This is a genomic window from Candidatus Pacearchaeota archaeon, from assembly GCA_035404185.1.
Classification (GTDB): Bacteria; Patescibacteriota; Minisyncoccia; order Minisyncoccales; family Minisyncoccaceae; genus UBA2211.
Window position 1 is genome coordinate 252732 of record DAONGN010000001.1, and the last position, 23517, is coordinate 276248.

19 protein-coding genes and 1 tRNA gene are annotated in these 23517 nt (G+C 31.6%); 19 read left to right on the forward strand and 1 reads right to left on the reverse strand.

Annotated elements, in window-relative coordinates; genetic code table 11:
• Positions 1-29 precede the first annotated feature (29 nt).
• From PLD14_01410 to PLD14_01500, 19 genes are all read left to right on the forward strand, one after another.
• Positions 30-902: a hypothetical protein gene (locus tag PLD14_01410; GenBank protein ID HPR79857.1), complete on the forward strand. Its 873-nt coding sequence runs from the start codon at positions 30-32 to the stop codon at positions 900-902.
• Positions 903-975: 73 nt separating this feature from the next.
• Positions 976-1572, forward strand: a complete 597-nt coding sequence (locus PLD14_01415; GenBank protein ID HPR79858.1) for a histidine phosphatase family protein — start codon at positions 976-978, stop codon at positions 1570-1572.
• Positions 1565-4426: an isoleucine--tRNA ligase gene (ileS, locus tag PLD14_01420; protein HPR79859.1), complete on the forward strand. Its 2862-nt coding sequence runs from the start codon at positions 1565-1567 to the stop codon at positions 4424-4426. Before PLD14_01415 ends, ileS begins: the two co-directional genes overlap by 8 nt.
• Before the next feature lies 1 nt (position 4427).
• Positions 4428-4808: a hypothetical protein gene (locus tag PLD14_01425; protein HPR79860.1), complete on the forward strand. Its 381-nt coding sequence runs from the start codon at positions 4428-4430 to the stop codon at positions 4806-4808.
• A 1-nt stretch (position 4809) separates the two neighbouring features.
• Complete coding sequence (locus PLD14_01430; GenBank protein ID HPR79861.1) at positions 4810-5292, forward strand: hypothetical protein; 483 nt, start codon at positions 4810-4812, stop codon at positions 5290-5292.
• 1 nt (position 5293) lies between these two features.
• Positions 5294-6928 carry a hypothetical protein gene (locus PLD14_01435; protein ID HPR79862.1) on the forward strand — a complete coding sequence of 545 codons (1635 nt, stop codon included), beginning with the start codon at positions 5294-5296 and terminating at the stop codon, positions 6926-6928.
• Positions 6925-7335 (forward strand): hypothetical protein, encoded by a 411-nt coding sequence (locus PLD14_01440; GenBank protein ID HPR79863.1) that lies wholly within the window; start codon positions 6925-6927, stop codon positions 7333-7335. Before PLD14_01435 ends, PLD14_01440 begins: the two co-directional genes overlap by 4 nt.
• 68 nt (positions 7336-7403) lie before the next feature.
• Positions 7404-8738, forward strand: a complete 1335-nt coding sequence (locus PLD14_01445; GenBank protein HPR79864.1) for a glycine--tRNA ligase — start codon at positions 7404-7406, stop codon at positions 8736-8738.
• A complete protein-coding gene (locus PLD14_01450) occupies positions 8728-9756 on the forward strand; it encodes a hypothetical protein (protein ID HPR79865.1) in 1029 nt (342 codons plus the stop codon). Before PLD14_01445 ends, PLD14_01450 begins: the two co-directional genes overlap by 11 nt.
• Entirely contained in the window at positions 9734-11002 is a 1269-nt protein-coding gene (locus PLD14_01455; protein ID HPR79866.1) for a pitrilysin family protein, read from the forward strand. The genes PLD14_01450 and PLD14_01455 overlap by 23 nt, the downstream gene beginning before the upstream one ends.
• 4 nt (positions 11003-11006) lie before the next feature.
• Positions 11007-12026, forward strand: coding sequence for an AI-2E family transporter (locus PLD14_01460; GenBank protein HPR79867.1), 1020 nt, complete (start codon positions 11007-11009; stop codon positions 12024-12026).
• Positions 12027-12028: 2 nt separating this feature from the next.
• Positions 12029-13486 (forward strand): methionine--tRNA ligase, encoded by a 1458-nt coding sequence (metG, locus tag PLD14_01465; protein HPR79868.1) that lies wholly within the window; start codon positions 12029-12031, stop codon positions 13484-13486.
• Positions 13483-14286 (forward strand): TatD family hydrolase, encoded by an 804-nt coding sequence (locus tag PLD14_01470; GenBank protein HPR79869.1) that lies wholly within the window; start codon positions 13483-13485, stop codon positions 14284-14286. The genes metG and PLD14_01470 overlap by 4 nt, the downstream gene beginning before the upstream one ends.
• Before the next feature lie 263 nt (positions 14287-14549).
• Positions 14550-16949, forward strand: a complete 2400-nt coding sequence (leuS, locus tag PLD14_01475) for a leucine--tRNA ligase (GenBank protein HPR79870.1) — start codon at positions 14550-14552, stop codon at positions 16947-16949.
• Positions 16937-18760 carry a glutamine--fructose-6-phosphate transaminase (isomerizing) gene (gene glmS / locus PLD14_01480; protein ID HPR79871.1) on the forward strand — a complete coding sequence of 608 codons (1824 nt, stop codon included), beginning with the start codon at positions 16937-16939 and terminating at the stop codon, positions 18758-18760. Before leuS ends, glmS begins: the two co-directional genes overlap by 13 nt.
• A 66-nt stretch (positions 18761-18826) precedes the next feature.
• Entirely contained in the window at positions 18827-20482 is a 1656-nt protein-coding gene (locus PLD14_01485) for a 2-oxoacid:acceptor oxidoreductase subunit alpha (protein ID HPR79872.1), read from the forward strand.
• Position 20483: 1 nt separating this feature from the next.
• Complete coding sequence (locus PLD14_01490; protein ID HPR79873.1) at positions 20484-21323, forward strand: thiamine pyrophosphate-dependent enzyme; 840 nt, start codon at positions 20484-20486, stop codon at positions 21321-21323.
• On the forward strand, positions 21302-22270 hold the full coding sequence (yvcK, locus tag PLD14_01495; GenBank protein HPR79874.1) for a uridine diphosphate-N-acetylglucosamine-binding protein YvcK: 969 nt from the start codon (positions 21302-21304) through the stop codon (positions 22268-22270). The genes PLD14_01490 and yvcK overlap by 22 nt, the downstream gene beginning before the upstream one ends.
• A complete protein-coding gene (locus PLD14_01500; protein ID HPR79875.1) occupies positions 22258-23433 on the forward strand; it encodes a sugar phosphate nucleotidyltransferase in 1176 nt (391 codons plus the stop codon). The genes yvcK and PLD14_01500 overlap by 13 nt, the downstream gene beginning before the upstream one ends.
• Here the strand turns inward: PLD14_01500 and PLD14_01505 are convergent.
• A tRNA-Leu gene (locus PLD14_01505) sits at positions 23434-23516 on the reverse strand.
• Between the last annotated feature and the right edge of the window lies 1 nt (position 23517).

Below are 23517 nucleotides of genomic sequence, written 5' to 3' on the forward strand. Positions count from 1 at the left end.
TAAAATATTAATTAATTTGATTTATTACTATGTCTTCAAATAAAAATTTTTATCAATTTCAATTATCTTTTAAGGGAGACCTAATTGAAAATAGTGTTGATGCTTATGATGTAGCAAATACAATTTTAGCCACAAGTCAGGCTTTACATGAAATAGCAGAAATAAAATTGGGAAAAGATGCGGTAAAAGACTTAAAAATAAATATTAATGCTTTTCAAAAAGGTTCCTTAATATCAGATTTTTTAATTTTTATAGAACAAAACAAAGAATTAGCGATTCCTTTAATTCCGTATATAAGCAATATTTATAATACAGGGAAAGATTTGTTAGATGGGCTAAATGTTATTATCGAAATTAGAAAGATGTTAAAGGGAAAGCCAGCAAAAGAGATAAAGGCCATTGATAATAGGCATATAAAAATAGTAGGCCAAGATGATTCAACAACAACCATAAATTATTACGACTTTAGAGGTTTACAAAGTAAAACATTAATTAAGAATATAAATAAAATTGTTAAACCCTTAACCTCTGAAGATTCTTTAATCCAAAATATTGAATTATTTGATAAAGACAATAATAAAAAAATAATTGGAATTAACAAAGAAGAATCTATTTATTTCAAGGATAGTCAAGATTTTCAATTGCTAGAAGAAGTAAGGTATAAGGGAGTGATAACAAAAATAGATACAAAAGCTTGTAGTGGTTTTATGTATATAGGAAAGAGTAGGCTTTCTTTTAATTATGATCATTCTCTTTCTCGAGAAAAATTTAACATTTTAGTAGAGTCTTTAAAAAATAAGATACAAATTTTCTTAATAGGTAAAGTGCAGATGGATTTTGAAAACAATCCTTTTCATATGCAAATTTTAGATATTGAATCTGAAATTAAATTATTCGATTAATTTTTATATATTAGCGATTAGATTTTTTGTTTGATTTATTGCTCTCCTTCTCAAAATCTGCTATTTTTAACGTATGAAACTTAACCTCAAAAACAGGTATTTTTTCTTAAGGCACGGCCAAAATAATCATCAGGCTGAGCACAAAGATATAATATATATATGGCCCGATGGTAATCCTCCATATTGTTTAACTGAACAAGGAAAAAAGGAAGCAAAAAAAGCAGGAGAAACATTAAAACAAGACAAAATTGATTGCCTTTTTTCGTCAGATATTTTACGATGTCGAGAAACAGCTAAAATAGTAGCTGAAATCATTAATTATGATATCGATAAGATTATATATGATACGAGGCTCCGGGACTTGAATTGGGGAGCTTTTGGGGGTAAAACTAAAGAAGAGTATTGGAATTTCTATAACAATGATCGAATGAAAGCTTTTAATACAGCCATTCCAAACGGAGAATCATGGAATCAATGTAAAGAAAGAATGATTAGGCTTTTAAATGAAATTGAAGAAGAATTTGAAGACAAGAATATCCTCATCGTTTCTCATGGTGATCCTATATGGCTTCTAGAAGGATACATCAAAGGATTAGATAATCAGACTCTATTAGAAAAAAGAAAAGAAATATTACCAAATACAGGAGAGATTAAAAAAATACATGAATAAAGAAGAAGAAATATTAAAATTCTGGGAAGATAACGATATCTTCCATAAATCAATCGAGAACAGAAAAGGTTCTCCGTATTTCAGTTTTTACGATGGTCCTCCTTTTGCGACTGGAAAACCTCACTACGGCCACATCTTAGCTACTACTATTAAAGATGCTGTTTTAAGATATTGGACAATGAGGGGATATCAAGTACCCAGAAGAGTTGGTTGGGACTGTCACGGTTTACCAGTAGAAAACTTAATTGAAAAAGAATTAGGAATTAAAAACAAGAAACAGATTGAAGAAATGGGAATTCAGAAATTCAATGATGCTTGCAGGAATTCTGTTTTTGCTTGTGTTGATGATTTTCAAGAAACATTAAAAAGAGTAGGTAGATGGGCTGACTATGATCATGCTTATTCAACATTAGATAGTAACTATACTGAATCAGTTTGGTGGGTTTTAAAACAATTATGGGATAAAGAATTAGTAAATAGGAATTATCGTGTTTCTCCTTATTGTCCTCGTTGTGGAACCACTCTTTCTAATTTTGAAGTTAATCAGGGATACAAAGAAACTAGAGATAAATCTATTTACGTTAAATTTAAGATAATAGACAATAAAGAATTTGAAGATGCTTATTTATTAGTCTGGACTACTACTCCTTGGACATTACCAGGGAACGTTGCTTTAGCTATTAATAAAGATTTAGAATACAGCTTTATTAAAACAAGTAGCAATCAAGAATATGTTTTAGCAACTGATAGATTGTTTATTATTGAAGAAGAATACAAAACAATTAAGAAATTTAAAGGTAGTGAATTGGTGGGAATAAAATACGAACCCTTATTTAATTATCTAAAAGAAGAAAAAGTAGATAATATTAAAAATGCTTATCAAGTATTAGCTGGTGATTTTGTTTCTAATGAAGATGGAACAGGAATTGTTCATTTGAATCCCATGTATGGTGAAGATGACTTTAATATGGGTAAGACATATGAATTACCTTTCTTTCACACCGTTGATATAGCTGGTAATTTTAAAAAAGAAGTATCTGATTTTCAAGGAATGCCAGTTAAAGAAGCTGACCCGAAGATTATTGAGAACTTAAAAGAAAGAGAAATTCTTTTTAAAGAAGAATTAGTTGTTCATGAATATCCACACTGTTGGAGATGTGATACTCCTTTATTATATTATGCTATCGAAAGTTGGTATGTCATGGTTACTAAGATTAAAGATAGACTATTAAAGAACAATGAACAAATTCATTGGGTTCCAGATAATGTTAAAGAGGGAAGATTCGGTAAATGGTTAGAGGGTGCTAGAGATTGGGACATTAGTAGAAATAGATTCTGGGGTGCTCCCATTCCGATTTGGCAATGTCCTGATTGTAAAGAAAAGATTTGTATCGGTTCAATTGAAGAAATAAAGTCATTGGCCGTTAAAGAATATGATTTAAAGGACCTTCATCGTCCATATATTGATGAAGTTAAATTGAAGTGTAAATGTGGAGGAGAAATGAAGAGAACTCCCGAAGTATTTGATTGCTGGTTTGAATCAGGTTCTATGCCATATGCGCAATGGCACTATCCATTTGAGAATAAGGAATTAGTTGAGAAAACATATCCCGCTGATTTTATTGCTGAAGGACTAGATCAGACTAGAGGTTGGTTTTACACTCTCCATGTTTTAGCAACTGCATTAACAATTGATAATATTGGATTAGGAAAAGACCATCCCGCTTTTAAGAACGTCATTGTGAATGGTTTAGTTTTAGATGACAGAGGAAGGAAATTAAGTAAGAAGTTAAAGAACTATCCTGACCCAGCTGAAATGTTTGATTCTTACGGAGCTGATTCTTTAAGATATTTCCTTTTGGCTTCAACTTCAATTGGAGAAGATTACCGATTCTCAGGAGACAAAGTTAAAGAATACTGGAGAAAGATTATTTCTGCTCTAGAAAACTGTTTTGTTTTCTTTGAAACTTACAAAGGAGAAGTTAAAGAATTAAAGACTGACAATTTATTAGACAAATGGATTATTTCTAAAACAGAAACATTAAACAGAGAGGTGATTAAATGGATGGATAAGTATGAATTAACTAAGGCTACTAGATTATTCAATGACTACATTGATGATTTATCTAATTGGTACATTAGAAGATCGAGGAGAAGATTCCAAAAACCAGAAACAGAAATAGAAAAAGAAGAAGCGACTAATACATTAAATTACGCTTTATTTAAATTATCCAAACTAATGGCTCCCTTTACTCCTTTTATTACTGAACAAATCTATTTGAAAATGAATAATAATGGAAAGGAGAGTGTTCATTTATGTGATTATCCAGAAGTTGATGCTAAATTGATTAATGAAGAATTAGAAGAAGAAATGCAAGAAGCTAGAGATATTGTTAATTTAGCGCTAGCCTTAAGATCAAAAGTAGGAATTAAAGTCAGACAGCCTTTAACATCTTTAAAAGTTAAGGAAGTTAAAACTAAAATAAAAGACAAGACAGAGATATTAGACTTGATTAAAGATGAAGTGAATGTGAAGGAAATCATCTTTGATAATAGTATTAATGAAGCAGTTGAATTAGACATTAATCTTACTCCTGAATTGAAAGAAGAAGGAGAAGTAAGGGAAATAATCAGACAAATTCAACAAATGAGAAAGGATTTGAAGTTTGTTCCTGAAGATACTATCAATATTTACTTCCAACAATCAGAATTTTTTGATAGAATATTAGAAAGAAACAAGGATACTATCTTAAAAGAAGTTTTAGCAAAAGACTTCATTAAGGCTAATGAAGAAGGAATGAAAGAGATAGAAATAGGAAGTGAAAAAATATTATTAAATATTAAAAAGATATAATATGGTTTCTTTCAGAGATTTTATTTTAGGACAGTCATTGGAAAAGAAAGATGAGCAACAACCAGAAGAAATAAAAGAAGTAAAGCCAGTAGAAGAAAAGTCAAAATCAATTTTTGATGGTGGTAAAACGCTTTCCAAAAAAGATCTTATTGGTCGTGCAGGACACAAGGATGCATATGGTAATGTATATAATACGGGAGAGTATGCTTCAAGCAAAGATCAAATTAAAGAAATTATAGAAGAAGCTCTTGGGTATAAGAAAAATAGTTATGAAACGTTTAGTAAGGATGAGATTAGAAGAATTGCTACTGCATTAAAAAATAAACCTGATCGTGCTTCTCAATTAGCGGGAAAGTCATTAGAAGAAGTATTAAACCAATAATATGGAAGACAACGCTCCAATACAAAGCAATACGGGTGGACCTAATCCTTTCATGAATGATGAGACAAAGAGTAATTCTTTTTTAAAAAAAGAGCCCGATACTAATAATCCTTTAATGAGAGATGAAAGTAAAGGACCAGAAACAGCAAGAAAGTTTGCAAGACCAGAACCCAAAAAAGAAGAGCCAGTAGAAAAACCATCATTTTTTAGAGGAAGGAGAGATGTTACTAAAAGAGAAATACTTTGGAAAATTGCTCAACCTGATGCTTACAAGAACATGTGGGGAGGAAAGTCCCGCATGTATCAAGATAAGATGAAAGCATTAGCTGAAAAGCATTTCACCAAAGGACAATATGAACATTACACTAAAGTTGAGTTAGATAAAATAACTAGAGAAATAAAAAAAGAGGTAAATAAAGAAGAAGGAAGCTGGAAAACAGCTAGAAACGATATGCTTAGTAGAATAAAAGACATAATAAACTAAAATGAAAAAAAATTTAATTATTGTTATAGTTTTAATAGTTTTGGCTCTTTTAGGAGTGGCAACTTATTATTCTTGGCAGAGCATGTCTTTTTCTAAAGAAATTTTGAAATTAGAAATATTAGGACCAGAGAAAACAACCGTTGGAGAGGACGTTGAATATGTTGTTAAGATGAAAAACAATGGCAGTATTAGATTAGAGAATCCTGAAATGATTTTTACTTATCCTGAAGGTTCAATTATCGGAGAAAAAGAAAGTAAAGTTAAGGTAATGAGCTCTACTGATTTAGGTGGAGATATCTATCCTGGAGAAGAAAGATCATTTAAATTTAATGCTAGACTATTAGGAAAAGAGAATGATACTAAAGTTGCCAAAGCTAGTGTTTCTTTTCAGCCTAAGGATTTAAAAACAAGAAGTGAAGTTTCAACAACCCTTACGACAATATTAGGAGAGATACCTTTGAATCTGAGTATCGATATTGGCTCAAAGGCTTCAACAGGTAAGGCTTTAACTTTTAGAGTTAACTATTCTTCAAACGTCTCTTATCCTTTAACAGATCTAACTTGTTATGTTGAGCTTCCTGATGATTTCCAATTCTTATATTCGCAACCGAAGGGAATGGATAATAGTCAATGGGATATCCCGATATTAAATGAAGGTGGAGCAGGAAAGATAGAGATATCTGGAATTTTGAATGGACAATCAATGGAACAAAAAGTTTTTAAAGCTAAAATTGGAATTTGGCAAGACGGCAATTTCATTCTTTTAAAAGAAGTACTTAAAGGAGTAGAGATAGTTGCTCCCGGATTATATATCACTCAGAAAATAAATAATAGTGATAATTATGTGGCTTCTCCTGGCGATCAATTACACTACGAAGTCACTTTTAGGAATGTTGGAGATAGTGCGATGCAAGATTTGGTTTTAATTACTAGGCTTGAAGGCGATCAATTTGATTTAAATTCAATTAAAACTACTGATGGGAAATACCAAACAGGAGATAATTCAATTATTTGGGAGGCAGATAAAATTCCCGAATTGAAGCTTTTAGATGTAGGTCAGGTTGGTAAGGTTGAATTTTGGATTAATGTTAAGCCGCAGTGGGCGATGAAATCACTAAATGATAAGAATCCTATTTTAAAAAATAAGGTGACATTAGGAGAAACAAGGCAAGACTTTTTAACTAAAATTAATTCAGTCATTTCAGCTCAACAAAAGTTTTATTCTGATAATACGTATTTTGAAAATTCAGGACCTTACCCATTAGAAACAGGCCAAAAAACTACTTTGACTGTTGAATGGAAAGCAATAAACAATTATAACGATATTGAGAATGCCAAGATGATTACTGTCCTACCAGAAAGTATTACCTTTGTTGGTAAAACATATCCAGAGGGAATGGAAATAAATTACGATAGTAATACGAGCGAGGTAGTTTGTAATATCGGCAGTCTTCCTGCTGGGTCAGGAGTGATAAAAGATCCAAAGATTTGCGCTTTCCAAATTTCGATACAGCCCGAATTAGCTGACGAAGCAATTATTCTTCTTGGTTCTGCTCAACTTTCGGGAACAGATCAATGGACCAACACAGTGTTAACGACAAAAACAGAAACTCTTTACGGGCAAATGAGCCAATGAGCTTTGGAGAACCTGAAAAGATTAAGAAGTTATTTAGAGCCTTGGCGGTTTTGGTGGTTTTCTTTTCTTCCATGTCTTTACCTTTATATCTATCATATAGAACTCAAGAAAACGCAAAAGTGATAAGGGTGAAGATGGATATGAATCAATTGAATAATTGGGCCAAAATATATGAGGTTCAAAATAATGATTATATTGGATTTGATAATAGTAAAGATGTTAAAAGAGTTTTTAAAGATATTGAATCAATGGGTGGAGTTGCTCATATTTTTATAAGTAAGGATGGCGAAAAATATTGTTGTAAAACAGAATTTTTAAATAAAAAATTAGGAACATGGTGTATTGATAACTTTGGAAGTGTTGGAGGTGATGGAAAATGTAGCGCAAATTATGTTCAATGTGAATAATTTTACTAGAACTTTGAGAAGCCATAAAAACTTGGCTTATTTCAGCTTTTTTGGTAGTATATACATATATGGAAAACAGTTTTGAAAAAATAGTCTCATTTACTAAAAGAAGAGGTTTTGTCTTTCAATCATCAGATATTTATGGTGGATTGGGTGGTTTTTATGACTTCGGACCTTTAGGCGTGGAATTAAAAAGAAATATTAAAGATTCATGGTGGAATGCCATGACAAGAAAAAGAGACGATATTGTCGGATTAGATAGTTCAATTGTAATGAATCCGAATATTTGGAAAGCTTCAGGCCATACTGAGAATTTTTCTGATCCTTTATCTGAATGTAGGGAATGTCATAAAAGATTCAGAACAGATCATTTAGACGACAAAACAAAATGTCCTGAGTGCGGAGGGGAATTAACTGAGGCCAGAAATTTTAATCTAATGTTTAGAACTTTTATTGGACCAGTTGAAGATAGCGCTTCGATTGCTTATCTTCGTCCCGAAACAGCACAAGGTATTTTTGTTAATTACAAAAATATTATTGATACACAGAGAGTCAAATTGCCATTTGGTATTGCTCAGATTGGTAAAGCTTTTAGAAATGAAATTACTCCTGGTAATTTTATATTCAGGCTTCGTGAATTTGAACAAATGGAGATGGAGTATTTTGTAAAACCAGGAACCGAAAATGATATTTTTAAAAAGATAGTTGAGGAAAGAATGAATTGGTATGTTAATGATTTAGGAATCAAGAAAGAAAATCTGAGATTAAGATATCACGAAAAAGAAGAATTGGCTCACTATGCTATAGGTTGTGTTGATGTCGAATACAAATTTCCGATTGGTTGGGCTGAAATTGAAGGAATTGCCAGTCGCGGAAATTATGATTTAACTCAACACCAGAAACATTCTGGCCAAGATTTAACTTATTACGAAGAAGCAACCAAGGAAAGATATATTCCTTATGTTATTGAACCATCTTGCGGAGTAGAAAGAGTTTTCTTAGCTTGTCTATGCGATGCCTATACTGAAATTGAAGGAGGAAGAACAACCACTACTGAATCAGTCAAGGAAACAGAATTTTTATTAAAACTTAATAAAAAGATTGCTCCGATTAAGGTTGCTATTTTACCTTTAGTTAAAAATAAAGAAAATATAACTGCTAAAGCAAGAGAAGTTTTTAATCTATTAAAAGAGTGTTTTAATTGTCAGTACGATGAAGTTGGTGCTATTGGTAGGAGATACAGAAGACATGATGAAATTGGAACTCCTTATGCTATTACTATTGATTTTGAAACACTAGAAGATAATGCGGTTACTTTAAGAAATAGAGACACAATGGAACAAAAAAGAATAAAAATAGACGATTTAATTTCTATATTAAAAAAGGAAATATATGAAAATTAGGGTTCCTTATACTTTTAATCTTTTAATTCCCATTTTAGGATGGTCTCTTCTTTGTGGTGCGTTTGCCTATGTTTTAATTACTACCATAGTTAATTTTAAGAATCCTATAGCAGGAAGATCTTTTTTGATAATGGCTCCTATCTATATGGCGTTATTTTGTTTTTTGGCAATTTTAAGATATGGCGGGTCTAATTTTTTAACAGAAGATAATGTTAGGTTGATAAACAAGAATGTAAATTCTAAAGGAATAGTCCCTGGATTGTCTACCGAAGAAATTAAAGACACTCTTAATGCTCTTATTTTTGTTAGCAAAACAAGCTCAATTAATGTTTTGGCAAATGGTTTATCAATTATGGTTTTAGTTATTTTAACGGAGTGGTTTAATTTAGCTTCAAATTTAGAATTATTAATGATTTTTTGTGGTGGATTAATAGCTTTATTTTTTTCTTGTGCTTTTGCTGCCTTTTTCTGTCAACAATTTATATCTCCAGCAGTAAAAGAATGTAGAAGAATTTTAATGGAAAGAGAAGATAGGCCAGACGAAACAAAGTTTTTTGGAATTGGAAGTAAGTTTTATTTTTTATTCTTTTTGCCACTATTTACCGTTTTAATAGTTCTAATTTCTGTTTATCCTTTTAGTATTAATGTAGCGATTATTTGTTTTATTGGTTTGAGCATGACTTTCATTATTGATAGGGTTTTGTTTGTTTATCTAAGTAACGCATTAAAAGAATTGGAAGCTTTTGCAGTAGATTTACCAATGGGAGAAGAAAGGGCAGTTTTTATTACTGGAAGCATGGATAAAGAGATTGTTGATTTGTCTCGAAGTTTAAACGGAGCTTCGGAAAAAATGTACAGTTCAAGAAGTGAATTAGAAAAATCTCAAAAAGAAATGGTGAACAGGGTTAATGAATTAGAGAAGTTTTTTGAGTTAACTGTAAATAGAGAAGTTAAAATGGTTGAATTAAAAAAACAATTAAAAAAAGAAAAAGGAGATGTACAGGAAGACAACGATTAAAAATGGATTAAGAATAATAACTGTTCCACAAAAAGAAACAAAAGCTGTGACTGTTTTGGTAATGACTGGAACTGGCTCTAAATATGAAAATAAAAAATTATCAGGAATTTCCCATTTTGTTGAACATATGATGTTTAAGGGAACAAAAAAAAGAAAAGGGTCGATGGAGGTTTCAGGCGAGATGGATAAGATTGGAGGAGAAATGAATGCTTTTACTGGAGAGGAATATACTGGATATTATGCGAAAGTTGATGCTACCCACTTTGATATCGCTATGGATTGGATTTCAGATGTTTTTATTAATTCAGTTATGCCCGCAGAAGAGATTGAAAAAGAAAGAGGGGTTATTATCGAAGAAATTAGAATGTTTGATGATAACCCAATGAGAAATATTGGAGATATTTGGAGGAAGGCTTTGTATGGAGATCAGCCTGCAGGATGGTTTATCGGCGGGACTAAAGATTCAGTCTTGAATATTAAAAGGGAGGATATGCTTAGTTATGTCCATTCTCAATATACTGCAAAGAACACGGTTATTTGTATTGTTGGCAATATTAAAGAAAAAATGGCTATAGAATCAGCTAAAAAGTATTTTTCTAAAATGCCAACTTCGTTAAATAAAGGTAAGGATTTAGTAAATAATGAACAATCAGAGCCCAATGTTTTTATTTTGAACAAGAAGACAAATCAAACAACAATGGCTTTAGGGGTTAGAGGTTACAATTATTTACATAAAGATAGATATGTAATGGATGTTATGGCTACTCTTTTGGGTGGAATGATGAGTTCAAGGATATTCAATGAGGTAAGAGAAAAATTGGGTGCAGCTTATTATGTAGCTACTTATAACGAATCAGAGTCAGATGTTGGTTCTTTTTCTACTTTTGCTGGAATAGACAGTTCAAAGATTAATAAGGTTATAGAGACTATTTTAAAAGAGTATAAAAAATTAACAGAAACGAAAGTTACTGAAAAAGAATTGAGAAAGATTAAAGATCACTTGAAGGGAAAGATTGTTTTAGGCATGGAGTCATCAGATGCCAGAGCTTCTTTTTATTGTACTCAAGAGCTTTTAAAAAATAAAATTTTATCGATTGAAGAAATAATCAAAGAAATAGAAAAAGTTAAGGCAAGTGATATAATGAGGGTAGCAAAAGATATTTTCAAAGAAGAGAAATTAAATTTAGCAATTATAGGTCCATATAAACAAAAAGAAGAAGATTTAAAAAAAATATTAAAATTTTAATAACATGAAAAAGGAAATTGAAATGATAGACATTACATGGAGAACTATATTTAAGATAATAGCTGCTATTATTCTTTTTTGGATTGTTTATCTTTTACGAGATATCATTATTTGGTCAATTATTGCTCTATTTATCTCGGTTCTTTTCGACCCTTTAATCGATATTCTTGAAAAAAGAAAAATAAAAAGATTTTTGGCAGCAATAATAGTATATTTTTCTTTTCTTTTAATTTGTGGATTTATAGTATTTATTATTGTTCCTCCACTAATTACGGAAACACAATATTTCAGCTCAACTTTCTCTCAGTATTTTGATAGGGTTCCAACCTTTTTAAATAAAATAGGATTAGATTCTTTAAATGGAATTTATTCTCTTGATTCAAGTTTAAAGCAAAGCTTAATCAATATTTCTTCTAATATATTCAATATTTTTATTTCTTTATTCGGTAGTATTTTTGCCGGATTAACCGTATTTGTTTTAGCCATTTTTATGTCGATAGAAGAAAAAGACATTCTTAAAGGATTAAAATTAGTTTCACCAAGAGGTTTCGAAGAGCAAGTATTAGAAAGGTGGGAAAGGAGCCAGCATCATGTAGTGGCTTGGTTTGGAAGTAGAATACTATGTTGCTTCTTTGTATTTATAATGACATTTCTATTATGTTTATTTTTAAAGATTAAATTTTTACTAGCTTTAGCTATTTTAGCTGGAATATTGAATATAATTCCAATGATTGGTCCAATAATTTCAGGAATAGTTATAGCTGCTCTTGCTTTCTCTATTTCTTTACCAACACTAATTGTTGCATTATTTTTCCTTGTTCTTATTCAACAAATTGAAAGCAATATTTTAATGCCAGTGTTTACTAAAAAAATGTCTGGATTGCCTGCCGTATTAGTTTTAATTTCTATTTTAATCGGAGCATCTTTAGGAGGGGTTATTGGAGCTGTATTAGCGATACCTATAGCTGGAATAATATTCGAAGGATTAAAGGATTATTTTAATCATAGAAAAGAACAAGATTAATTATGAAAAAGATTTTTATTTCAACCTCTATCCCATATGTTAATGCTGCTCCTCACTTAGGACATGCTTTAGAGTTTGTTCAGGCAGATGTTTTAGCAAGACACCATCGATTACTTGGCGATAAAGTCTTCTTTTTGTCTGGCAGCGATGAGAATAGTTTAAAAAATGTCAGAAGTGCTGAAAAGGCGGGAGTTTCGGTTATGGAATTAGTTACAGATAATTTTAATAAATTTTTTGAGTTTAAAGACTTACTAAACATATCTCTTGATGATTTTATTCGTACTACCGAAGAAAGGCATTTTAAGGGAGCTCAGAAATTATGGAAAGTTTGTGAAAAAGATATTTATAAAAAGAAGTATTCTGGATTATATTGTGTCGGTTGTGAAGAATTTTATAAAGAAGAAGAACTTGTTGATGGACTATGTCCTGAACACAAAGTTAAGCCAGAATTGATCGAAGAAGAGAATTATTTCTTTAAGCTTTCTGATTATCAAGAGAAGATAAAAGAATTGATTGAAACAGATAAAGTTAAGATTATTCCTGAGTCAAGAAAAAAAGAAGTAGTGAGCTTTATTAATTCAGGACTTCAAGATTTTTGTATTTCTCGAACTAGTGAAAGGGCGAAAGGTTGGGGAATAGACGTTCCAGGTGATTCAACTCAAAAGATGTGGGTTTGGTTTGACGCTCTTTCAAATTATATTAATGCCCTTGGATATGGAAGTAGTGACGAAAGTAAATTTAATGAATTTTGGCAGAACAATGAATTCAAAACGCACGTGATAGGAAAGGGAATTATCAGATTCCATTCTGTTTATTGGCTAGCCATGCTCTTATCAGCTGGAATTACTTTACCCAAAACATTGTTTGTTCACGGGTATTTAACCGTTGACAATCAGAAAATGAGTAAAAGTATCGGCAATGTAATTGATCCTAAAGAATTGGTTTCTAAATACGGAAGCGACGGTGTTCGATATTTTTTATTAAGAGAGATTCCAGCATTGGGAGATGGTGATTTTACTTATGAGAAGTTTGAAAAGAGGTATAATTCAGATTTGGCAAGTGGATTGGGAAATCTATTTTCTAGAACTTTAGCTATGGTTACAAAAACAGGATTGAATAACGGATTTGAAATCAAACCGAATAGTCTTTTTATTGAAAAGAATAAAGAAGTAGAAGGCAAAGCAAATGAAAGATTTATTCAATTTAATGAAACTTTATCAGATATTTGGGAATTGGTTTCTTTTTGTGATAAATACATTGACGAAGAAAAACCATGGGAAATTACAGATATAGAAAAACAAAAAGAAGTATTTTCAAACCTTATCTACTCATTAAATAATATTTCTAAATTAATAGAACCGTTCTTGCCTTCAACCGTAAAAAAAATGAAAGAACAGTTAAAAGAAGAAAATGGAGTCTTTATTGTTAATAAAGGAGAGGCTCTTTTTCCAAGAATATGATATTTGATACTCACGCTCATCTTAATTTTTTTGAATTTGATGAAGATAGAGAAGAACTAATTAAAAAATGCCTTGCTCAAGGAATAGGTCTAATTAATGTTGGTACTAATTTTAAAAGTTCAAAAAAATGTATAGAAATAGCGAGAGATAATGTTTTTGCTTCAATTGGTTTGCATCCTTCTAATATTGATTCAGAATTTTTGAAAAGTAAGGAGGACTTAAAACAAATAGAAGGAGCTTTAGAAAATGATTTTGATTATGACGCGTATAAAGTATTAGCTAAATCTAAAAAGGTTATCGCTATAGGGGAATGTGGTCTTGATTATTGGCGTAAGCCGAAGGGAACAACTAAGAAAGAGTTATTCAAAGAAGAGCAAAAAAAGATATTTGAAAGACAGCTTGATTTAGCAGAAGAATTAAACTTACCGATTATTATTCATTGCCGTTCGGCTTTTGACGATTTATATAGTATTTTATCTAAAAGAAAGATTAAAGGAGTTTTGCATTGCTTTACAGGAACAAAAGAAGAGGTTGAGAGATTTCTTTCTTTAGGATTGTATTTTGGAATTAATGGAATAATTTTTAAGATTAATTCAGAAGAAGCGATAAAGAATATTCCTTTAGACAAAATACTACTCGAAACAGATTGTCCTTATCTTTCTCCTCCCATGTTTGAAGAAAGAAACAACCCTTTTTCCTTAAAATATATTATCGAAGAAATTTCTAAGATAAAAGGAGTTACGGCTAAAGAAATAGAAGAAATAACCTATAAAAATACTAAGGATTTGTTTAATATTTAAGGCCTTAACAGGCCTTTTGTTTTGTGGTATTCTTTAAATATATACAATTATGCAATATATCAGTCGAGAATTAATATATTTTATTAGGGCTATCCTTTTTGGGATTGCTGTTGGCTATGCCTTTTTTTACTTTTTTTTGTATTTTAAACCGATGTTTGAAAATATGATTGGGAGTAATAAATTGAATGTTGATACGTGGTGGTATGTTACCATAACGATTTCGATAGTTATGGGAATGATAGGGGCTCTATTATTAATGTAGTATGGAATATAATTACAAAGAAATTGAAAAAAAATGGCAGGATTATTGGGAAAAGAATAATTCTTATCTAACTAAAGAGGATTCAAAAAATCCTAAATTTTATGTTTTAGACATGTTTCCTTATCCTTCAGGAGAAGGTCTTCATGTTGGTCACCCTAAGGGATATATTGCCACTGATATTATTGCCAGAGTAAAAAGAGCTCAAGGTTTTAATGTTCTCCATCCAATGGGCTGGGATGCTTTTGGTTTACCAGCAGAAAACTATGCGATAAAAACAGGAATTCATCCAGAGATTATTACTGAAAAAAATATCAGTAATATTAAGCGACAAATGAAAATGATTGGATTGAGCTATGATTGGTCTCGAGAAATTAATACTACTAGTCCAGAATATTACAAATGGACTCAATGGATATTTCTAAAACTATATGAGAATGGATTAGCTTATAAAAAATTACTTCCTATTAATTGGTGTCCATCTTGTAAAACTGGATTAGCCAATGAAGAAGTTGTTGATGGAAAATGTGAAAGATGTGGAACTGAGACTACTAAGAAGGATATCGAACAGTGGGTTTTAAAAATAACTAATTATGCTGATAAATTATTAGAAGGATTGGATGATATCGATTGGCCGGAGAAGATAAAGGAAATGCAGAAGAACTGGATTGGTAGAAGTGAAGGTTGGGAAATTAAATTTTTAATTGATAATACTAAAGAAATTTCAGTTTTTACAACCAGAGTAGATACTTTATTTGGTTGTACTTATTTAGTTTTAGCTCCTGAACATCCACTAATTAATGAACTTCAAATTGAGAATAAAAAAGAAGTTTTAGAATATATTAATAAGGCTAAGAATAAGAGCGAGAGAGAAAGAATAAGTGAGGTCAAGGATAAAACGGGAGTTGAATTAAAAGGAATTAAAGCTATTAATCCGATTAATGGAAAAGAAATCAGAGTATTTATTGCTGATTACGTTTTATTTCATTATGGAACAGGAGCAGTTATGGCTGTCCCAGCTCATGATGAAAGAGATTTTGATTTTGCTAATAAATACGGACTAGAAATAATAGAAGTTATTAAAGGAAAGAACAAGGAACAAGAGAAGGCTTTTGTTGAAGATGGGATATTATTTAATTCTTCTAATTTTGACAATTTAACTTCAGAAGAAGGAAGGGCGAAAATAGGAGAATATTTAGCGAGTCAAGGAAAAGCAGAAAAGAAGGTGAATTATAAATTAAGAGATTGGGTTTTTTCAAGACAAAGATATTGGGGAGAACCGATTCCGATTATTCACTGTTCTAAATGCGGGATGGTTGCGGTTCCTGAAAACGAGTTGCCATTAAAACTTCCTTACATTGAAAGATATCAACCAACTGGAACAGGGGAATCTCCTTTAGCGGCAATATCTGATTGGGTAAACGTTAAATGTCCTAAATGCGGAGGTGATGCAAAAAGAGAAACTAATACTATGCCGCAATGGGCTGGTTCTTGTTGGTATTATTTAAGATATTTAGATAATAAGAATAACGAAGAAATTTTTGATAAAGAAATAGAGAAGAAATGGATGCCAGTTGATTTATATGTTGGAGGAGCGGAACACGCTGTTTTACATTTATTATACTCACGTTTTTGGCATAAGTTTTTATACGACATTAAAGTTGTTTCAACTAAAGAACCATTTAAAAAATTAAGAAATATTGGATTGATTCTTGCTTTTGATGGGCAGAAGATGAGTAAATCAAAAGGAAATATTGTTTCTCCTGATGTTATCGTTGATGAGTTTGGAGCAGATACATTAAGGGCTTATGAAATGTTTATGGGTCCATTTGATCAGGCGATACAATGGAATGAGCAAGGAGTTAAGGGAGTTAATAGATTTTTGAATAAGGCCTGGGATATTATTATTTCATGCAAAGATAATAAAACCAGCTCTGCTGAAATTATTGCTATGGTTCATAAGCTAAACAAGAAAGTTAGCGATGATTTGTTAAAAATGAAGTTTAATACTCCAATTGCTTTTTTTATGGAATTCTTTAATTATATTTCTGAGAAGAAAGATGAATTCGGTAAAGATGAAATTGAAAGAATTTTAAAATTATTATCTCCTTTTGTTCCACATTTTTGCGAAGAATTATGGAGCATTTTAGGAAATAAAAATAGTATTCTTTTGGAAAAATGGCCAGAAGAAGACTTAAGCTTGATTAAGGAAGAAAAGGTAATTATGATTGTTCAGGTTAATGGAAAAATGAGAGAAAAAATTGAAGTAGAAGTTGATACCCAAAAAGAGGAAGTAGAGAAAATTGTTTTAAGTAATGAGAAACTTAAAAAGTGGCTTGAAGGAAAAGAAATCAAGGAGATCTTTTTTGTAGAAAATAAATTGATAAATATATGTGTGGTATAATTGGATACATTGGAACAAAAGAAGCATCTCCGATTCTCTTGTCTGGATTAAAGAGAATGGAATACAGAGGTTATGACAGCTATGGTTTTTGTTTTTTAAATAACAACAAAGCGTCTCTTTTTAAAAGAGTTGGTAAAATAGATAATACCGAAAAAGAATTTTTAGAAAAAGACTTTAGCGGACAGATTGGAATAGGGCACAGTCGTTGGGCAACTACTGGGTTAGTAACTGAAGAAAATGCTCATCCTCATTGTGATTGCAAAAAAGAAATTTTTGTAGTTCATAACGGAATCGTTGAAAATTATAAAGAATTAAAAGCTAAACTAATCAATGAGGGGCATGTTTTTAAATCAGAAACTGATACCGAAATAATCGCCCATTTAATAGAGAAATATTATGTTGATAATTTAGAAGAAGCAGTAGGAAAAGCTTTAAGGGACATAAGAGGAACATATGGCTTAGCTGTTATTTCAACAAAAGATCCAGACAAGATTGTAGCTGCAAGAATGTCCTCTCCTTTAATTATCGGAGTTGGAGTTGATGAATTATTAGTTGCTTCTGACCCTTCAGCAATAATTACTAGAACTAGACAGATTATTAATTTAGATGACGGAGAAATGGCAATCTTAAAGAAAGATGGATTTTGTATTTTAAAAGAAGAAAAAGAAGCTCAGAAAAATATTGAAACAATTGATTGGGACATTGAACAAGCAGAAAAGGGTGGTTACAAGCATTTTATGTTAAAAGAGATAATGGAAGAGCCGAACGTAATTGAAGATGCGATGCGAGGAAGATTATTAGAAGATGAAGGCTCGGTTAAATTAGGAGGATTAGAATCAGTTCAAGATCAACTAAGAAAAATAGACAACATTACTTTGATTGGATGCGGTACTGCACATTATGCTGCTAAGATTGGAGAATACATGCTTGAAGAATATGCAAATATTCCAACCTCAACTGATATTGGTTCTGAATTCAGATATAGGAAACCAATTGTAAATAAATCTACAGCTGCTATTTTTGTTTCCCAGTCTGGAGAAACTGCTGATACCTTGGCAGCTTTGCGAGAAATGAAAGCTAAGGGGGTTTTAACTTTAGGAATAACCAATGTTGTTGGTTCTTCTCAATCAAGAGAAACTGATGCGGGAGTATATACTCGTTCTGGTCCAGAAATTGCAGTTGCTTCTACTAAAGCTTTTCTTGGTCAATTAACAATTTTATCCCTAATTACAATATATTTAGGAAGACAGAGAGATATGTCAATTGTGACAGGAAAAAGAATTATTTCTGAATTGATGAAAATTCCTGAACTAGCTAGAGAAATTTTAAAACAGAAAAATGAGATTAAGAAAATTGCTGAAAAATACAAACACTGTAGAGATTTTTGGTTTATTGGAAGAAAGTATAATTATCCAATTGCCCTAGAAGGAGCTCTTAAATTAAAGGAGATTTCATATGTCCATGCTGAGGGATTAGCTGGTGGAGAATTAAAGCACGGTCCATTGGCTTTGATTGACGAGAATTGTCCAACAATCGCTATTTGTCCAACTGATTCAGTTTATGAAAAGATGATTTCGAACATCGAAGAAATTAAAGCCAGGAAAGGAAAAATTATTGCTATTGCAACTATTGGAAACAAAGAAATCGAAAAGATTGCCGATGATGTTATTTATATCCCTAAAACATTAGAAATGTTAACGCCAATACTTTCAGTCATTCCTCTTCACTTGTTCGCTTACTATTTTGCTGATTCATTAGGTAGAGATATTGATAAGCCAAAAAACTTAGCTAAGAGTGTTACCGTTGAATAAAATTATCACTAGAACTGTGGATAATTAATTTTTCTTTTGTTTCTATTGTGATAAAATACGCCTATTATGAAAAATAAAAAAGACTACTCAATCATCATCGGAGGGGCCGCCGGACAAGGCTCAAGAAAGGCAGGATTAATAATCGCTAAGCTTTTTAATAATCTTGGCTACAATGTTTTTATCTCTGAAGATTATCAATCTTTAATTAAAGGAGGACATAACTTTTCGGTAGTAAGAATTTCTGAAGGTCAGCATTTTTCTAATCGTGAAAAGGCCGACTTTTTGTTAGCCTTAGATGCAAACACAATTAATAGGCATGAAAAATCACTAGAAAAGAATGGTTGTATTATTTTCAATAAAGACAAAATTAAAAAAGAAAAAGGAGTAGGAATAGCTTCTGATACTATCACTAAAGAATTAGGAGGTCTTCCTATTATGAGTAACACGGCTTTAATTGCTGGATTCAGCAAGGCGATGGGAATAGAATGGAAAGTATTAGAGGATGCTTTAAAAAAGGAATTAGGAAAAGGAATTGAAAAAAATCTAGAGATAGCTAAAAAAGCCTATGAAGAAACAAAAACAGTTTTAAATATTGAAAAATTGAAAGCTAATCCCGATCCTCTTTTAACTGGAAACGAAGCAATTGCTTTGGGAGCAGTTAAGGCGGGACTAGATATTTATTATGCTTATCCCATGACTCCAGCTACTAGTATTCTTCATTATTTAGCTGAACACGAAAAAGATTTTAATATTATTACTGCTCAATTAGAAAATGAAATAGCAGTAATTAATTCAGCTGTTGGTTCAGCTTTTGCTGGAAAACGATCAATGGTTGGAACATCAGGAGGAGGATTTGCCTTAATGACCGAGGGGATAAGTTTGGCAGCTATGGCAGAAACTCCAGTTCTGATTATTAGTAGTCAAAGATCAGGTCCAGCGACAGGAGTTCCAACATATGGTAGCCAAGCTGACTTGCTTTTTACTCTTAATTCAGGACACGGAGATTTCGTTAGATTCATTGCTGCTCCTGGAGATGCTAATGAATCTTGTTATTGGTCTGGTAAATTATTGAATTTAGCTTGGAAATATCAAACTCCAGCTATTTTGTTAGTTGATAAAGAGTTATCAGAAAGTACCTTTGAATTCGATGAGAAGATTTTAAAAGAAATCAAAAAAGAGAAGCCTGTTTTGTGGAGTGGAAAAGGAGAATACAAAAGATATACTGATTTGAAGAGCGGAATTTCTCCAATGGCTTTTCCAGGAGATAAAGCGATAGTTAAGGGAACTAGCTATGAACACGATGAAAAGGGATTATCAGTTGAAGATAGCGAGACCATTATGTTGATGCAGGAAAAAAGATTAAGAAAGTTTGAAGAGATGAGAGCAGAAGTTGATTTATTAGAAGCTGTTAAAGTTTACGGAAATAAAAAATCTAAAAAAGCAATTGTTGCTTGGGGTTCAACCAAGGGCGTGTCATTAGAGATTGCTGAAAAATTAGGATTGAAATTTATTCAACCTCTTGTTCTCCAGCCATTCCCAAAGAAACAATTTGAAAAAGCACTTAAAGGCGTTAGCAAATTAATATTAGTCGAATGTAGTGCTTCAGGACAAATGGAAAAACTTTTTAATTGTAATGGAGTTAAAGTTGATAAAAAAATCCTCAAGTATGACATGAGGCCTTTTACTGTAGAAGAATTAGAAAGGAAATTAAAGAATATTTAATATGGAAAAACTAGAAACAAATTCTATAAATACATGGTGTCCTGGTTGTGGAAATTTTGGAATTCTTCAGGCGGTTAAATTGGCGATTAATGATTTGATTTTAAAAGGAACTCCTAAAGAAAACATTGTTATCGTTTCTGACATTGGATGCAATTCAAAAATAGTAGATTACTTAAATTTGAATAGTTTTTATTCTCTTCATGGCAGATCTATTGCAACTGCCATGGGAATTAAATTAGCTAATCCAGAATTAAAGATAATAGTATTTTTGGGAGATGGAGCGGCATTGGATGAAGGAATTTCTCATTTAATCCACGCTGCTAAGAGAAATTCAGATATTAATGTTGTTATGCACAATAATAGGTTATTTGCATTAACCACTGGGCAATTTACAGCTGTTTCTCCTAAAGGATTAAAAGGAAAATCTACTCCTTTTGGATCAATTGAAGAGCCTCTTAACCCATTAGAATTAATGCTGGCTGCCAATTCTTCTTTTATTGCTAGAGGGTATTCAGCAAAGATAGAACATTTGAAGAATTTAATTATCGAAGCAGTAAATCATAAAGGATTTTCTTTTATTGAAGTTATGCAGCCGTGCACTAGTTTCTTCAACAATATTCAATTCTATAACGAGAAGGTTTACGAGGCAGTTAATGAAGAATTAGACTCAAGAACAAAAGCTTTAACTTTAATTAAAGAATGGAACTATAATGGAGAAGGGAAAATACCATTAGGAATTTTGTTTAAAAAAGATAGAGCTTGTTTTGAAGAAGAAGCGACTAAGCATCTCGTAAAAGATAAAAAACCAGAGATAGAAAAATGTTTACAAACCCATTTGTAAAAAAGAATATTGTTTGTATTGGAGGGGGCAATGCTATGCCTAAGGTCGTTCTCTCTGGATTAAAAAATAAAAAGGTTAACCTAACTGTTGTTTCGGCAGTTTTAGATTCTGGTGGATCTTCGGGAAGACTAAGGAAAGACTATGATGTTATTTCTCCAGGAGATATTAGAAGAGCATTTTTAGAATTATGCAATCTATCAGAAGAAGACAAATTGTTATTAGATTATAGATTTGAAAATGGTGACTTGCATGAACATAATTTATGGAACATTGCTTTCGTTGCCATGGCTTTGGAAAAAGGTGGATACAGGTCTCTTTTCGAAAAAATGAATTCAATGCTTATCCAAAATCACAAAATACTTCCATCAACAACACACAAGGCTGATTTAGTCGCTGTTTTAGAAAATGATGAAGAAATTATTGGAGAATCAAATATTGATGTTCCTAAGCATGACCCTAAATTAAAAATTAAGAAATTGTTTTTAAGACCAATAACTAAGGCTTGTCCGCAAACAGTGAAAAGAATTAAAAGGGCAGACATGGTTGTTATCGGCCCAGGAGATATTTATTCTTCTTTAATGCAGGTTTTATTGGTTGACGGTACCTCAGAAACAATAAAGATGAGCAGAGCAAAGAAAGTATATATTTGCAATTTGATGACCAAGAACGGGGAATCAAACGGTTTCACTGTTAATGATTTTGTTTGGGAAGTAGAAAATTGTTTGAAGTGTGAGCTTGATTATGTTATCTTTAATACAAACATGCCTAATAAAGAGAGAATCGACGAATATTTAAAAACACATCCTCAATTTCTTGAAATGGTTAAATTTGATAATTTATCTAAGAGCGACAAATATATCGGATTAGATTTGCTACCTCAAGAGGGTGAGATTATTCACGATTCAAGTAAGATAGCAGAAGTATTATTAAAGATATGCAAGCAATAATTTTAGCAGCCGGGAAAGGAACAAGGTTTGTACCTCTTTCAGAGAGCAGACCAAAGCCACTCTTTTCAGTTTTTGGAAAGAGTATTTTGGAATATAATTTAGATGAATTAGATGGATTGGTTAGTGAGGTTATTATTATCGTTGGATACAAGAAAGAAATGATAATAGAGAAGATTGGAAAGAAATACGGTAAAATGAAAATAACCTATATTGAAGATAGTAAGATTGAAGGAACAGGTTCTTCAGCTAAGTTAGCTTATTCTTACTTAAAAGATAAGTTTTTGCTTTTAAATGGTGATGATTTTTATTCAACAGAAGACATTAAAAAAGCAATTAATAAATGTCCATCTATTTTAGTTAAAGAACATGAGAATCCTTCTTGTTTTGGAGTGATTGATGAAGAAGAAGGATATGCTAAAAGTATTATCGAAAAACCATCTCAGCCAGTTTCTAAATTAGTTAATTCAGCTTTGTATTGTTTGCCCAAAACAATATTTGATTATGAGATTCAAAAATCAGCTCGTGGTGAATTCGAGTTTACAGATTATATTAAAAAGTTTATTCACGAAAAAAAGCTTCGTATTTGTGAGGCTTCTTTTTGGATGCCAGCTTCATATCCTTGGGATATTTTCGACGTAATCCCTTATTTATTTGAGAAGCAAAAGAAAGAAAGGAAAGGAAAAATAGAAAAAGGAGTAGTTTTAAAAGGAGAAGTTATTATTAAGGAAGGAACGGTTGTAAAAAGTGGAGCGTATATTGAAGGACCAGTATATATTGGCAAAGATTGCATTATTGGACCCAACTGTTTTATTCGTTCGGGATCTGTTATTGAAGACGGTTGTAGAATAGGACAAGGAGTCGAAATTAAAAATTCTTTAATCGGAAAAGGAACACGCGCTAGTCATCTATCATATATTGGAGATTCAATAATTGGAGAAAATTGTAACTTTGGAGCTGGAACAATTGTTGCCAATTTAAAACATAACCACGAAACAGTAAAGACAGAAATAAAGGGAGAATTGATTGATACCAAAAGAAGTAAATTTGGAACAATTATAGGTGACAATGTTAAAACAGGAATAAACACAATAATTTATCCCGGTAGAAAAATTGGAGCTAATAAATCAACTTTGCCTGGTGAAAAGATTGAAAAAGACAAGTAGTGCCGAAGGTGGGACTTGAACCCACACAGAATAAATCTATAGCGTTCTGAACGCTACGCGTCTGCCAGTTCCGCCACTTCGGCA

Excerpts from the sequence above, each read along its gene's own strand:
- PLD14_01410 (HPR79857.1), top strand. The coding sequence starts at position 30 with ATGTCTTCAAATAAAAATTTTTATCAATTTCAATTATCTTTTAAGGGA.
- PLD14_01415 (HPR79858.1), top strand. The coding sequence starts at position 976 with ATGAAACTTAACCTCAAAAACAGGTATTTTTTCTTAAGGCACGGCCAA.
- ileS (HPR79859.1), top strand. The coding sequence starts at position 1,565 with ATGAATAAAGAAGAAGAAATATTAAAATTCTGGGAAGATAACGATATC.
- PLD14_01425 (HPR79860.1), top strand. The coding sequence starts at position 4,428 with ATGGTTTCTTTCAGAGATTTTATTTTAGGACAGTCATTGGAAAAGAAA.
- PLD14_01430 (HPR79861.1), top strand. The coding sequence starts at position 4,810 with ATGGAAGACAACGCTCCAATACAAAGCAATACGGGTGGACCTAATCCT.
- PLD14_01435 (HPR79862.1), top strand. The coding sequence starts at position 5,294 with ATGAAAAAAAATTTAATTATTGTTATAGTTTTAATAGTTTTGGCTCTT.
- PLD14_01440 (HPR79863.1), top strand. The coding sequence starts at position 6,925 with ATGAGCTTTGGAGAACCTGAAAAGATTAAGAAGTTATTTAGAGCCTTG.
- PLD14_01445 (HPR79864.1), top strand. The coding sequence starts at position 7,404 with ATGGAAAACAGTTTTGAAAAAATAGTCTCATTTACTAAAAGAAGAGGT.
- PLD14_01450 (HPR79865.1), top strand. The coding sequence starts at position 8,728 with ATGAAAATTAGGGTTCCTTATACTTTTAATCTTTTAATTCCCATTTTA.
- PLD14_01455 (HPR79866.1), top strand. The coding sequence starts at position 9,734 with ATGTACAGGAAGACAACGATTAAAAATGGATTAAGAATAATAACTGTT.
- PLD14_01460 (HPR79867.1), top strand. The coding sequence starts at position 11,007 with ATGAAAAAGGAAATTGAAATGATAGACATTACATGGAGAACTATATTT.
- metG (HPR79868.1), top strand. The coding sequence starts at position 12,029 with ATGAAAAAGATTTTTATTTCAACCTCTATCCCATATGTTAATGCTGCT.
- PLD14_01470 (HPR79869.1), top strand. The coding sequence starts at position 13,483 with ATGATATTTGATACTCACGCTCATCTTAATTTTTTTGAATTTGATGAA.
- leuS (HPR79870.1), top strand. The coding sequence starts at position 14,550 with ATGGAATATAATTACAAAGAAATTGAAAAAAAATGGCAGGATTATTGG.
- glmS (HPR79871.1), top strand. The coding sequence starts at position 16,937 with ATGTGTGGTATAATTGGATACATTGGAACAAAAGAAGCATCTCCGATT.
- PLD14_01485 (HPR79872.1), top strand. The coding sequence starts at position 18,827 with ATGAAAAATAAAAAAGACTACTCAATCATCATCGGAGGGGCCGCCGGA.
- PLD14_01490 (HPR79873.1), top strand. The coding sequence starts at position 20,484 with ATGGAAAAACTAGAAACAAATTCTATAAATACATGGTGTCCTGGTTGT.
- yvcK (HPR79874.1), top strand. The coding sequence starts at position 21,302 with ATGTTTACAAACCCATTTGTAAAAAAGAATATTGTTTGTATTGGAGGG.
- PLD14_01500 (HPR79875.1), top strand. The coding sequence starts at position 22,258 with ATGCAAGCAATAATTTTAGCAGCCGGGAAAGGAACAAGGTTTGTACCT.